Genomic DNA, 12,681 nt, shown 5'->3' on the forward strand with positions numbered 1-12,681 from the left:
CTCCTCCTTCCCCAAGGAAGGAATCGCACAAGCCGGCGCTCTTTTGAACATTCAACGCTTTAATTTTCCAAGTCAAACACCAAACCAACACTAAATGAAAATAATAAAAGAAAAACACCCGCTGGCCATGCGGTGGACGCATTGGGTAAATTTCCCCATCCTTACAATTATGATATGGAGCGGGATGCTTATTTACTGGGCCAATGATGAGTACAGCATTACCCTGTTTGGACATACTTTTTTCAGTTTTTTTCCGCAGTGGTTTTACCATGCCTTTAACATAACCCACCGGCTATCTGAGGGAATGGCTTTCCATTTCTTGTTTATGTGGGCTTTTGCGCTTAACGGCCTGGTTTATGTATTGTACACCATCATATCGGGCGAGTGGCGCGAACTGGTACCGCAAAAAAAATCGTTTAAAGAAGCCTGGCTGGTGTTGCTGCATGATCTCCACGTCCGCAAAATGGCGCCGCCGCAAAACAAGTACAACGCGGCCCAGCGCATTGCCTATACCGCAATTATTGTAATGGGGTTTGGTTCGCTGATAACCGGGCTGGCTATTTACAAACCGGTGCAGTTTTATTATTTAACCTGGCTATGCGGCGGTTACCATTTTGCACGCATCCTTCACTTTGCATTAACCATTGGCTATGTGTTTTTCTTCCTGATCCATATTATACAGGTGATACTTGCCGGCTGGAATAATTTCCGTTCGGTGATATCCGGATTTGAAGTTATCGCAGTAAAAGATCCTGAACCTATTACCGAAACCCCAACCCCCACTACCGATGAAAACCCCGTTCAATAAAAAAAATAAAGGCCCTAAAAAAACCCTTACGGTTGAGCAAAAAATTACCCGCCGCAATTTTATATCATTTGGCACCTTTTTTATAGCTGCCGGGGCTGCCTATGGCGGATGGAAATGGCTTTATAATTCGCCCGAGGAAACGGCAACCGTAACAGCAGGGGCACGGGCTTCTTTGCGCCGGGCTTTAAACAAAACCGAGCTTGCCTTCCGCAGGGTATTCAGCAATAGTAACCTGGTTAAAACTTACCCTAAAGAAATGGCGGCGAAAAATGTACGCCACAATGAAGATATTGGCAGCGAAGGCAAAATAGATGTAGCCGCCTGGCGGTTGCAGGTAAAAAAACACTCGGGCGAAGTGCTGAGCATTTCCATTGATGATATTAAAGCCCTGCCAAAAACAGATATCGTTTATGATTTTAAATGCGTAGAGGGCTGGGACCAGATATCGCATTGGGGCGGCGTAAAATTCAGCGATTTTATAAGTCATTTTAAATTAGACGATCAGACAAAATTACAATACGTAGGCCTGGCAACGCCCGATAAAGGATACTATGTGGGTATTGATATGCCAAGCGCCATGCATCCGCAAACCCTGCTGGCCTACGAGGTAAATGAACAGCCCCTGCCGCCAAAACACGGCGCGCCGCTGAGGCTCATTATCCCGGTTAAATACGGCATCAAAAACCTAAAACGTATAGGCACCATGACTTTTAGCGATAGCCGCCCGCCCGATTACTGGGCCGAGCAAGGCTATGATTATTACTCGGGACTTTAAGGAGGTTGAAGGTGAAAGGTGAAAGGCGAAAGGTAAAAGGCGAAAGGGTGAATGATTCGCCTTTATCCCTCAAATAACCTTTCTCCGGTAGCTTATCCCCCTCAGCCGCAGCTACCTTTTACCTGCCCCGCCGCCGCCGAAGCTACCTTTTACCTTTCGCCTTTTACCTTTTCCCTCCACCCTTTGCGGCATTGAGTTAATATTTGCATATTGCAATACATGCCGGCAGCTAAACTTCCACTTTCAAAACAACTTGCTTATGCCTGCGGGATGATAGGCTGGAGCGTGATGACTAATATCATTATCGTGATGCTGCCCTACTTTTACCTGCCTCCATCCAACTCGGGGTTAATTCCGCTGGTGCCGCAGTTGCTGGTGTTTGGGGTGCTCAATATCATGTCAATCATAGTAGCCTCGGGCAGGTTTGTTGATGCCGTTTTTGATCCCTTCATTGGTTCACTCAGCGATAAAAGCGAAAACCCGCGAGGGCGGCGTATCCCCTTCATGAAATGGGCTATTTTGCCGGCGGTTGTTTTTTGCGCGCTTACTTTTCACCCGGCGACCCGAATGGAAAGCATGAAAAATGCGGCCTGGATCACGCTTACTCTTGTTTGCTTTTTTATGGCTGCCACCAGCTATATAATTCCCTATAACGCGCTGTTGCCAGAGATGGCCGATACCGCCGCCGAAAAAGTAAAGCTCTCCTCATTTCAACAGGTGGGTTTTGTTATCGGTATTATCATATCGGCCATGGTAAATAATTTTGCCGACCTGGTGCAGCATAGCTTCCACATATTGGACCGCAACTCGGCAGTACAGTATACCATCTGGGGCTTGTGCGGCTTTGCAGGGTTAATAATGTTGGTGCCCGTTTTAAGTATTGATGAAAAAAAATACTCCAGCAGCAAGCCAACGCATTTACGGCTGATTCCGGCCATCAGAAAAACGTTTGAAAACCGAAATTTCAAGTACTACCTCATTTCCGATTTTTCGTACTACATGTCGCTCAGTATCATATCAAGCGGCTTGTTATATTTTTTAACCGTACTGCTCAACCTGCCCGAATCAATGGGCGGGGTTTTAATGGGATCAATGGTGTTGTTTTCGCTGGTATTTTATCCTATCGTTAATCTCCTGTCTAAAAAAATCGGTAAAAAAATTATTGTGCTTTTTTCATTTGGCCTGTTGAGCCTCATTTTTGTAGCGATATTTTTCCTGGGTAAATTCCCGTTCGCGCCGCAGGTACAAATTTATATCCTGGTTTTAAGTGCGTCATTTCCCCTGGCTTCATTAGGGATCCTCCCGAATGCGATACTTGCCGAGATAGCCCAAAGCGAGGCCCTGCGTACGGGTGAAAACCGCGAAGGGATGTTTTTTGCTGTTAAATACCTGTTTGTAAAATTAGGCCAAACACTGGGTATAGCCCTGTTTGCTTTTTTAACCGTATATGGTAAAGATCCGGGCCACGATTACGGCTTACGCCTTAACGGTATTTGCGGTGCCGTACTCTGCCTGTTGGCTATAGTATTTTTTAGCCGGTTCAGGGAGCAGAAGGTGAGTGGATGAGGGAATTTGAGGATTTGAAAATTTGAAAATGTTTGCAAGAGGTGGGTATCGATCCATTATCGCCGGTGTAACACACTCCGGCCAATTCGCAGTGGCGGCGCGAGCCCCATCAATAGAAGATTTGAAAAATCACTCACCTAATCAACCATTCACCAAAAACTACCTCCCAATATTATTAGGCCGCGTATAAACCAGGTGCATTACGTTAATGTTGCGCATTTCAAAGGCGGCTTCACAATAGCAGAGATAATAGTTCCATTTGCGGATAAATTTATCGTCAAAGCCCAATGATCTTACTTTAGGCACGTTGGCGTTAAAGGCTTCGTGCCATAATTTTAATGTTTGGGCATAATCCAGCCCGATATCTTTCAAATCAACCATTGTCATATCGCCGGTACGGTTAATAGATTCATTAATGGCGCCTACCGATGGCAATAATGAGCCCGGGAAAATATGTTTCTGAATCCAATCAACCCCTTTACGCAGGGCTTTGTAGCGTGAATCGGGCGAGGTGATTACCTGGATGGCCAGGATGCCGTCTTTCTTTAACAGCTCGTGGCATTTTTGGAAGTAAACATCCATATAGCTAAAGCCCACGGCTTCCAGCATTTCAACAGATACTATCTTGTCAAAAGTGCCATGCATCTGGCGGTAATCTTTTACCAGGATGCTTACCCTATCACTTAAACCGGCAGCCTCAACACGCTCAACGGCCAGTTTGTGCTGCTCTTCGGATATAGTTAACGATGTTACCTTACAACCGTATTTTTGAGCCATGTAAATGGCATTGCCGCCCCAGCCGCTGCCAATTTCAAGTACATGATCGGTTGGTTTTAAATGCAACTGGCGGCACAGCCTGTCATACTTGGCTATCTGCGCTTCTTCCAGGCTTAAGCCATCTTTATAAAAGTAAGCGGCCGAGTAGGTCATGGTAGGATCAAGAAAACTGGCAAAGAAATCGTTGTTCAGGTCGTAGTGTTCCGAGATGTTCTTACGCGAGCCTTCAACGGTATTGGCCCTTTTAAAATGATATATTTTATTAAACCACTTCATAACGTTAAGCGACAGCGTTTGCACTTTGCTGCCCGACAGGCCCGGTGTATTTTCAATATTCAGCAGAAACCATTTAATTACATTAGTGATATTATCGGTATCCCAAAGCCCATCAACATAGGCCTCGCCAAAGCCTATATCGCCAAATAAAATAAGGCGTTTATAAAATTCGCTGTGGTTTATGGTAACGCTTGCAGTAACATTACCCGTGCCATTGCCCAAAACCATTTGTCCGCCATCGGGCAAAGTAAGGTAAAGGGTTCCCTTATCCATTTTGGATAGGATATTCAAAACAATATCCTGGTAAAAGCTATTGGTTTTTGTGATTGTAAGCGTGCTGGCCATGGTTCAGAAAACTATTATGCTGGTATGGTTATTTGTAATAGTTACGTAATTTAATTGGTGCAAGGTTTTATCAATTTACAAAAAATTGAAATAAAGCAAATGAAAGAGTCAGGAAATTAGATTCAAGAATCAAGAAAGACAAAAACAATGATCAATTGTCATACTTGGTTTCAATCAGGAAAAGACATGTAAGCCGATAGCCCGTATGTTTAGGCCCCTTCTACTGTCTTTGTCTTAACTCTTGATTCTTGACTCTTGATTCTCTTCCAAAAGGTCTGAATACTTCTTTTTGCAGTTCTTTTTGATCTTCTTTTTTATGAAAGGGTATTTTTTTAAGCCAAAGCTTCAAAGCCTGCCAATGTATAAGCGTAATTACTTTTAGGGTGATGAGCGGGAAGCTGACAAAATAAAGCAACAGGTTGGCATCGGTAAGGGGTTTTCTTACTCCCTTTAACGTACTGATAAAAAAACGGTTGCCTTGTTTATCATAATCATCAATTTTTACCTGCAGTTTTTCGCCAGGAATGTGCAGGTCGAAATCAAAATTGGTATCCATATCGATAAACGGCGATACATAAAAGTACTTTTCGGTGTTCAGTTTAAACTGATCGCCTTGCATAGTACCGGCGCTTAAAAAGTATGGCTTCATCTCCAGAAAGGTATTGCAAACCTCCACTATTGAACAGGCAATTTGCCCGTTTTCGTGATAGCAAAAATAAAACGATACCGGATTAAACTGGTAACCCATAGTGCACAGGTTGGTAAGCACCATGATACGGCCGGTGCCAATATCCATGCCGTTTTGTTGCAGATAAGCGGTAATATGCTGGCGGATATTTTTGGAAGTATCCGGATTTTCGCGCGGCAACTGCAAATGATCTTTATCCCTGAAATTGAAAAGATTGAACCGGTTACGGCTCATGAGCTTCAGGCTTTTACTTAGGCTATCAATCTCATCCAGATCGAGGTAAAACATAAACACCTCGTAGTGAAAGCTATGCACCTTTGGCGCAAGCCGGTGGTGCATCACTTTTGCCTTGTATAAACAGGAATTGACAGCGGTGTTTGCCATGTATGAATATACGGAATAAATGGGCAACTGGTTTAGCAAGGCCGGTGGCTACCGAAAAATCAGGTGTTTTAAATTTCGGAAATTATAAGCAGCAGAAAGAATCAGGTAGCCTCTACGAGGCAAAAAAGGGAGAGACAATATTTTCTACAAACGGGTAGCCTCTACGAGGCAAAAGCGCAATACATAGTCCTAAAAAAGTTTACAGTTTTTAGATAATCCTACTGTGTATTAACAGATTGTTTATTGCCTCGTAGAGGCTACCCGTTTGTAGCGCAGAGTCCAAAATCCATCCTTTGACCCGTAGGATCTACCTGTTTTTCCGGGAACGCGCTATAGATACTTACACCGCCGGCCGTATCGCCACACTTTCATCATACACCGCCCTGCCCAGCAATTGCGAGCAAAGTTTAACGGCGCTGGTAAAGGCATCCTCGTGGAAGCCGTATTTAAAATAACTGCCGCAAAAGTAAACCGGTCCTTCGAGGTTTAATTTATACAACTGCTCCTGCGCGCTTATGGCGGGCACATCAAACAACGGATGGTGGTAATCAATTTCGCGGATGATCTTTTTAGGGTCGATGTTATCGTGCGGGTTGATGGATACAAAATAGTTCTTTTTATCTGATACGCCCTGCAGCATGTTCATCCAGTAAATGGTGCTTGGGTTAAGCTTGCCGTTTTCATTTTGGATGCGGTAATTCCAGCTGGCCCAGGCCAGTTTGGCTTTGGGCATAATGCTTTCGTCGGTATGCAGGGTGGCTTTGTTGTACTGGTATTTAAAGCAGGATAGCAGGCTGTGCTCACGCGGTGTAGGTGTATCCAGCAAAGCAAGAGCCTGGTCGCCGTGGGTGGCGATGATCACCCTGTCGAATGTTTCCTGCGAGCCGTCGGCTGCATGAACCGTTACTTTGCCATCCGGGGTACGCACAACCTTGGTGGCTTTACGGTTTATGTGAATACGATTTTTAAACGGCCTGATCAGGATTTCCCGGTATGATTGACTTCCTTTCTCCAGCGTATACCACTGGTGCTGGGTATCGAGCCCTAAAAAGCCATGATTCTGAAAAAAACGGATAAGCGTTACCGCCGGAAAATCCAGCATCTGCTCCATCGGGGTAGACCATACGGCCGAGCTCATGGGCACCAAATACTTCCACAGCATTTCTTCGCCAAAACCAAACTCTTTTACATACCGGCCTATCGAATAATTGGCATACTTCGGGTCGTCAACAATTTTAACGCTCTCTTTATTAAACCTGCCAATCTGCATCAGCATTTTAATGTATTTAATATTGAAAATGTTCTTGCGCTGTGCAAACAAGTGGTTAACACTCGAACCCGAATACTCCAGCCAGGTAGGCATATGCTGCACGCTGAACGACATATCGGTTTTTTTAACAGGTGCTCCAATCTCGGCAAACAGGCGGCACAGGTTGGGGTAGGTATGGTAGTTAAAAACCATAAAGCCGGTATCTACATATACGGGCTTGCCATCTTCGTCTACCGTTACGGTATTGGTATGGCCGCCAACATAGTTATTTTGCTCGTAAAAAGTAAGGTCGCTGTTGGGGTGCAGGAAATGGCCACAGCCCATGCCGGCAATACCGGTGCCTATAATAGCCGTTTTTAACATGTTATTTTGTTACCGTATTTAAAAAGCGTTCAACAGTATAGGTAGCCAGCTGCCCGCCTGGCCCGTTTAAATTAAAATCGAACCCGTGGGTGGCCCAGGGCAGTTTTAAGTAAAAATGTTTGATGCCGTTTTGCTCCAGCTTCAGGTTTAACCTCCGGCTGTGCTCGGGCGATACCAATACGTCGTTTTCGCCGTGGATGATGAGCGTTGGCAAAGCTTGCTTATCCACAAACTCCAGTGGCGAACAAGCCGCAAACTTTTGCGGTACCTGCTGATAGGCCCCCCCGATGTAATCGCGCATCACTTTACGCGAATCCATGATCAACCGACTTGAAGGTATGGAATATCCCCAAACCATATCTGCCGGGCCATAATAATCAATTACCGCTTTTAAACCAGGCTCATGCAAGGTGTAAGCAGCCAGCAAAGCTATCTGCGCCCCGGCCGACCGGCCCAGCAAAATAAAATTGTTAGTATCGATATTTAACTCCTCCGCATGTGCACGCAGGTAAGCAAAAGCGGCATGCACATCCTCCACCGGCGCAGGCGTTTGGTATTTGGGTGCCAAGCGATAAGTTATGGCCGCTACATTATAACCTATGGTTGCCAGGTAGCTGTTTAATTCGGGCAGCTGTTTGTTATCGCCCTTATTCCATGAACCGCCATGTACAACTACCACGCAGGGCCGGTTACCCGCTTTTTGCGATGGGAAATAGTCCATAGTAAGGTTTAAATCCGGGTATTGGTTGTAGATATAGGTTTTATAGGCGACCTCCTTGTTTCCCCTGAACATATTGAAAAAGCTATAGGGTGGTTGTGTATTGGCACCATCAACAATAGTGCTGTCTGGCCCAAACTCAGCGGTAAAATTCTGCTTAAGATTTGCGGCTACATTATAGGCCCTGATTATTGGTGTGGTAAATAAAATAAGGGCCAAAACACCCGTAATCGTTCCGGCCAGCTGGTATTTTGCCGAAAAAAATCCCGACAAAAGCGCGGCTAAAGTAAACAAGATAAACACCCAGCAAAACTCTGTGGCGATGATAGATGCCATCCACATGGTGTATTCAAAAGCTTTAAAAATAGTGAGTAAGGATATCAGCAATAATATAATGCAGATTACAAAACGGATCATGCTGCTTTTTTATGAAATAAATAGTGACTTACAATCCATTCGTTACCGTTATTATAGTTCCACAGTTCGGCACAGGCCATGTAAAATATCCGCCAGTACACCCACCATTTCACAGCCTGGTCTTTTCCATAGGTTTGCTCAAACAATGGCATAATTTCGGTTTTGTGTTTATCCATATTGCTTAGCCATGCCTCGGATGTTTTGCCGTAGTGCGTGCCGTTTACATGCCAGTGCTTTTCAACCAGCAGGTGATCGTTAAAATAAAACATCAGGTCATCGCTGGGCATAATGCCACCGGTAAAAAAGTACTTGCTCATCCAGTCGGTTTCGTCAATTACCTCAAACAGGTAAGCGTACTCCTTGTGCGTAAATATATGAATGAACAGCTTGCCATCAGGTTTTAAAAACGAAGCTACTTTGGCCATCAGCAACTGGTAATTACGCATGTGCTCAAACATCTCAACCGATACCACTCTGTCGAATTTATCGGCTATCGTAAAAGTATTCATATCGGCAGTAAATACGGTAAGGTTGCTTATTCCACGCCTATCGGCCTGCTCATCAATATGGGCTTTTTGTGTACGGGAATTGGATACCACCGTAAAATTGCTCTGCGGAAATTTAACTGCCATATATAACGATAACGAGCCCCAGCCACAACCCAGTTCCAACACATTCATCCCATTGGCTAACTCTGCCCGCTTGCAGGTTATTTCCAGCATATCATCTTCGGACGTATCAATATCGGTAACACCAGGTTTCCAGTAACCGCTTGAGTATTTTAAATTTTTGCCCAGGCAGTACTGGTAAAATTGGGTTGGTACTTCGTAATGCTGTTCATTGGCATCGGCAGTATTAACCGCTATAGGCGATGCCTTTAGCTGGGCAATCAACGACATTAAATGTTCCTGCTGAGCCTCTACATCACCTTTATTTTCATCGGCAAGGCGTTGCTTTAATAATTTCCGGATCCCCTGCCTTAAAAGCAGGTCCGGAACTTTGTCTTGTTCAATTAGTTTATCGTACCACATATTTTAGGTTGTACGTTTAACGTGTTAAGTTATACGTTTTTTTGTTGAGTTGATTTTTAAGAGGTATACGTTGTACGTTATAACTTGGATTTCGCCGCAACTATTTTTATTATTTATCTCGACTTTTTACTTTACCTCAGGACCGTTTGTTAATTTTTAACGGCACTAATATCTCTCTAAAAATCAAACAAAATCCCGCTTAAAATGCGCACTTTCAAAATGATAAGTTTATATTAGCAATCACTAATTAATGCCCTAAATTGATTTCACTAATTTGCAGGTTTGCCCTTGCGCTACTTTTTCTTACCCTAACCACAACTGCCATTCGTGCACAAACCAGGATGAGTTTAGAGGATTCGCTAAAAACCCAAAGTGACGCCAATGGTCTTTTAAACTCCTTTTTCAGCAGTAAAAAACCGGCTACCGCAGATACCAGCCTCCAGGAAAAAAACTTTTTTTGGGCGGTATTACCATCCGCGGCCTACAACCCAAGTGTGGGCTTTGCCATAGGCGCAACGTCGGCCGCGGGCAAATATTTTGGCGACAGGCGCAATACCATATTATCGGTCATGAATGCCGGGGCCTATATTTCTACAAATGGGCTATCCACGCTTGAATTTAAACATAACGCCTTTACTTCAAAAAATAGCTGGAACCTGCAGGGTACCTTACAGGTTGGCAAAACCATAGCCAAAGATAATGGCCTGGGCACCGGGCGGCGTAGTGTTGGCGACGGCCCCTTTCATATGGGCGACAGGCATTTTGGTGATAACCCCGACGAGTTTCCTATCAGGTATACTTACTTAAAAATAAACGAACGTATTTACCGGAAAATAACCGACCATATTTATGTGGGCGCGGGTCTTAGCTTTAACTTTTATAACAACATTGACGACAACCGCAAAAACATCCCGGTTGAAGAAACGCACAACTACAGGTATAGTATCCGCAAAGGTTATTATCCCTTTAAATACAATGCAAACGGCATCCTGCTAAACTTTCAATATAACAGCCGCGATCAGCCCAACCGGGCATTTAAAGGTATTTATGCCGATGTAGTTTTGCGTACCAACCAGGGCTGGCTGGGCAGCAACCATAATGCCGTACAACTAAAAGCCGAATTCAGGAAATACTGGAGCCTGAGCGATACCGACCCCGAAAACGTGCTGGCTTTTTGGCACTGGGCCAACTACCTCCTGAGCGGATCGATACCTTACCTTGAGCTGCCTGGCACCGCAAGCGATGCCTACGGCCGCATTGGCCGGGCTTTTATAATAGGGCGGTTTAAAGGGCCATCCTTTGTTTACAACGAGGCCGAATACCGGTTCCCATTAACTAAAAACAAGCTTTTAAGCGGCGTTACTTTTGTAAATATCGAATCGGCCAATAACCAGCGCGATATCAAATTATTCAGGTACTGGGAGCCGGGGGCGGGTTTTGGGTTACGGTTGCTGTTTAACAAATATACCCGATCGAACATGTGCTTTGATTACGCCCGCGGCAGCTACGGCTCCAATGGCTTTTTTTTAGGGCTTAACGAAGTATTTTAGATACTTTATCTGCATATAAAATACTTCTGTCTCCTATAGACCACAAATGGTTTCATTTTTGCGAGGGAAAAGCGAACAGTTTTAACCTTAACAAAAATGCGCGTTCCATTTACACCTGAGCTGCTTGGCAACCTGATAGAAAAAGGATATGGTTATCTTTTAGTAAATATTAACAGCCAGCTTACCGACGAGGCCGTTACCATTACCATGATGCCGGTAAAACAAAAACCGGCATTAAACAACCTGCCCGATGGTTACGAGACCTTTTATAAAATTACCCGCGAACCGATGCAACTGGCTTGTGGCGTAGATAGCAACAACATTTTTATTGAGTATCATACCATTGATAATACAATCACCCAGGACGAGTTATTTGACGACCGTTATTTCAGGATGAGCGAAGATTTTTTCAGGCAGGTATTGGAAAGCCTGGAAGATTACGCGGTAATTACTACCGATACCAATGGCGATATCAACAGCTGGAATACCGGCGCCGAAAAGGTTTTGGGCTATAAAGAGCTTGAGATTTTAGGCAAATGCGCCGATGTATTTTTTACTCCCGAGGACGTTGCCGCCGACGTGCCTGAGCAGGAATTAAAAACCGCCCTGAGAGAGGGCCGCGCTATTGACGAACGCTATCATATGCGTAAAGATGGCACCCGTTTTTGGGGCAGCGGGCTGGTATTTCCGCTATATGACGATCAGCACAAACATCGCGGATATACCAAGATCATGCGCAACCTGCGCGAAAGGGAACAAGCGCAAGCACAAAAAAATCTCTAATAAAAAAGGGGCGCAAATTGCGCCCCTTTTTTATATCCTATAATCAAACCCGTTGGGGTTACAATGAATCTGTTGAAGTGAGACCGCCTTGTTGTAAGGTGTGCTCTTTATTAAGTAGCGGAGAACCTTGCGTAAAGATGCCCATGATAAATAACGCGCCTCCAAAAAGCACTTGCGGAATCCAGATTGTTGAATGAAAATCATATACCCATGGCGAGCACATTAAAAACGAACCCATAATTACGTCGTTAACATTGTGCATGCTCATCGGAAATACTTTTAAAAAGCCCAGTTTGTTATTAGCAAAAATAGCCATGATCAATTGCAGCCATCCTATAATTAATGGTAAAAATAACGCCGCGCCACCAATGTGCAAGGTATCAAATGTCCACAGTGTCGAAATTAGTAAAAGGGCAATTACATAATTTAAAACTGCATAAGTTGTTGTAGGAATGAAGCTTTTCATTGTTGTAGCTATTGTTGTGTTGTAATTATATTAATGTGCGTATGTTAAAAACCGTTCCAAAGTTAAACATTTATACAGTTTTTTGATATTTAAAATCAGCTGTAACGTTTTATATTACTTAAAACAAGTACCTTTAATTAATTGCTTTAGCAATTCGATTCAAAGATAAGCGTTTTAAAAAATAAAGCAATTCCTTTTCTTCCTTTAATGGCGGGGCAAAAGAAACTCCCGGCTAAGTACCATTTCCAATACAAATTAAACCGGGCTGCCAAATTTGCTGGCCTAATATTAATATCTATAAAACAGAATCATCATGAGCAAGGACAGACAAGCCGTAAAAGAAAAAAAGAAACCTGCCGCCGAGGGCGGTAAAAAAGCACCATCTGATTATCAATCGGGCAAAGCCAATGTGGTAAAACCCATTAATGCCGATAAGAAAAAGTAGTTTTTTAGCGGGCAAAGGT

At 44.0% G+C, this 12,681-nt stretch carries 12 protein-coding genes; 6 read left to right on the forward strand and 6 right to left on the reverse strand.

The features are described 5' to 3' along the window. The first annotated feature begins 94 nt into the window (after nt 1-94). From AC1RM2_RS14155 to AC1RM2_RS14165, 3 genes are all read left to right on the forward strand, one after another. Nucleotides 95-808: a cytochrome b/b6 domain-containing protein gene (locus tag AC1RM2_RS14155; protein WP_492985742.1), complete on the forward strand. Its 714-nt coding sequence runs from the start codon at nt 95-97 to the stop codon at nt 806-808. Further along, a complete protein-coding gene (locus AC1RM2_RS14160; protein WP_492985743.1) occupies nt 789-1,583 on the forward strand; it encodes a molybdopterin-dependent oxidoreductase in 795 nt (264 codons plus the stop codon). The genes AC1RM2_RS14155 and AC1RM2_RS14160 overlap by 20 nt, the downstream gene beginning before the upstream one ends. A 219-nt stretch (nt 1,584-1,802) precedes the next feature. Continuing rightward, nucleotides 1,803-3,149 carry an MFS transporter gene (locus tag AC1RM2_RS14165; RefSeq protein WP_492985745.1) on the forward strand — a complete coding sequence of 449 codons (1,347 nt, stop codon included), beginning with the start codon at nt 1,803-1,805 and terminating at the stop codon, nt 3,147-3,149. A 159-nt stretch (nt 3,150-3,308) separates the two neighbouring features. Here AC1RM2_RS14165 and AC1RM2_RS14170 read toward each other — a convergent pair whose 3' ends face one another. The 5 genes from AC1RM2_RS14170 to AC1RM2_RS14190 all read right to left on the reverse strand — a co-directional run bounded on the left by AC1RM2_RS14170 (nt 3,309) and on the right by AC1RM2_RS14190 (nt 9,418). Beyond that, the gene (locus AC1RM2_RS14170; RefSeq protein WP_492985747.1) at nt 3,309-4,547 is read right to left on the reverse strand and encodes a class I SAM-dependent methyltransferase; all 1,239 of its coding nucleotides are present in this window, start codon (nt 4,545-4,547) and stop codon (nt 3,309-3,311) included. A gap of 220 nt (nt 4,548-4,767) precedes the next feature. Then, nucleotides 4,768-5,619: a DUF1365 domain-containing protein gene (locus AC1RM2_RS14175; RefSeq protein WP_492985749.1), complete on the reverse strand. Its 852-nt coding sequence runs from the start codon at nt 5,617-5,619 to the stop codon at nt 4,768-4,770. A gap of 340 nt (nt 5,620-5,959) precedes the next feature. Next, a complete protein-coding gene (locus AC1RM2_RS14180; protein ID WP_492985750.1) occupies nt 5,960-7,252 on the reverse strand; it encodes an NAD(P)/FAD-dependent oxidoreductase in 1,293 nt (430 codons plus the stop codon). A 1-nt stretch (nt 7,253) separates the two neighbouring features. Further along, nucleotides 7,254-8,387: an alpha/beta hydrolase fold domain-containing protein gene (locus tag AC1RM2_RS14185; RefSeq protein WP_492985752.1), complete on the reverse strand. Its 1,134-nt coding sequence runs from the start codon at nt 8,385-8,387 to the stop codon at nt 7,254-7,256. Next, nucleotides 8,384-9,418 (reverse strand): SAM-dependent methyltransferase, encoded by a 1,035-nt coding sequence (locus tag AC1RM2_RS14190; RefSeq protein WP_492985754.1) that lies wholly within the window; start codon nt 9,416-9,418, stop codon nt 8,384-8,386. Before AC1RM2_RS14190 ends, AC1RM2_RS14185 begins: the two co-directional genes overlap by 4 nt. 260 nt (nt 9,419-9,678) lie before the next feature. On the opposite strand from AC1RM2_RS14190, the gene AC1RM2_RS14195 reads away from it, so the two are divergent. Beyond that, on the forward strand, nt 9,679-10,968 hold the full coding sequence (locus tag AC1RM2_RS14195; protein WP_492985755.1) for a BamA/TamA family outer membrane protein: 1,290 nt from the start codon (nt 9,679-9,681) through the stop codon (nt 10,966-10,968). A gap of 96 nt (nt 10,969-11,064) precedes the next feature. Beyond that, the gene (locus AC1RM2_RS14200; protein WP_492985757.1) at nt 11,065-11,751 is read left to right on the forward strand and encodes a PAS domain-containing protein; all 687 of its coding nucleotides are present in this window, start codon (nt 11,065-11,067) and stop codon (nt 11,749-11,751) included. Nucleotides 11,752-11,809: 58 nt separating this feature from the next. Here the strand turns inward: AC1RM2_RS14200 and AC1RM2_RS14205 are convergent, their stop codons facing one another. Next, a complete protein-coding gene (locus AC1RM2_RS14205) occupies nt 11,810-12,217 on the reverse strand; it encodes an SPW repeat domain-containing protein (protein ID WP_492985759.1) in 408 nt (135 codons plus the stop codon). 313 nt (nt 12,218-12,530) lie between these two features. Between AC1RM2_RS14205 and AC1RM2_RS14210 the strand changes: the two genes are divergently transcribed. Continuing rightward, nucleotides 12,531-12,662, forward strand: coding sequence for a hypothetical protein (locus tag AC1RM2_RS14210; protein WP_262713510.1), 132 nt, complete (start codon nt 12,531-12,533; stop codon nt 12,660-12,662). The last annotated feature ends 19 nt before the right edge of the window (nt 12,663-12,681 follow it).

The organism is Mucilaginibacter sp. GW822-FHT03E02, from assembly GCF_058801545.1.

What these genes read in the sequence shown, in the direction of transcription:
- AC1RM2_RS14200 (WP_492985757.1), top strand. Translation starts at nt 11,065, where the DNA reads ATGCGCGTTCCATTTACACCTGAGCTGCTTGGCAACCTGATAGAAAAA.
- AC1RM2_RS14180 (WP_492985750.1), bottom strand. Translation starts at nt 7,252, where the DNA reads ATGTTAAAAACGGCTATTATAGGCACCGGTATTGCCGGCATGGGCTGT.
- AC1RM2_RS14165 (WP_492985745.1), top strand. Translation starts at nt 1,803, where the DNA reads ATGCCGGCAGCTAAACTTCCACTTTCAAAACAACTTGCTTATGCCTGC.
- AC1RM2_RS14210 (WP_262713510.1), top strand. Translation starts at nt 12,531, where the DNA reads ATGAGCAAGGACAGACAAGCCGTAAAAGAAAAAAAGAAACCTGCCGCC.
- AC1RM2_RS14185 (WP_492985752.1), bottom strand. Translation starts at nt 8,387, where the DNA reads ATGATCCGTTTTGTAATCTGCATTATATTATTGCTGATATCCTTACTC.
- AC1RM2_RS14155 (WP_492985742.1), top strand. Translation starts at nt 95, where the DNA reads ATGAAAATAATAAAAGAAAAACACCCGCTGGCCATGCGGTGGACGCAT.
- AC1RM2_RS14205 (WP_492985759.1), bottom strand. Translation starts at nt 12,217, where the DNA reads ATGAAAAGCTTCATTCCTACAACAACTTATGCAGTTTTAAATTATGTA.
- AC1RM2_RS14170 (WP_492985747.1), bottom strand. Translation starts at nt 4,547, where the DNA reads ATGGCCAGCACGCTTACAATCACAAAAACCAATAGCTTTTACCAGGAT.
- AC1RM2_RS14160 (WP_492985743.1), top strand. Translation starts at nt 789, where the DNA reads ATGAAAACCCCGTTCAATAAAAAAAATAAAGGCCCTAAAAAAACCCTT.
- AC1RM2_RS14175 (WP_492985749.1), bottom strand. Translation starts at nt 5,619, where the DNA reads ATGGCAAACACCGCTGTCAATTCCTGTTTATACAAGGCAAAAGTGATG.
- AC1RM2_RS14190 (WP_492985754.1), bottom strand. Translation starts at nt 9,418, where the DNA reads ATGTGGTACGATAAACTAATTGAACAAGACAAAGTTCCGGACCTGCTT.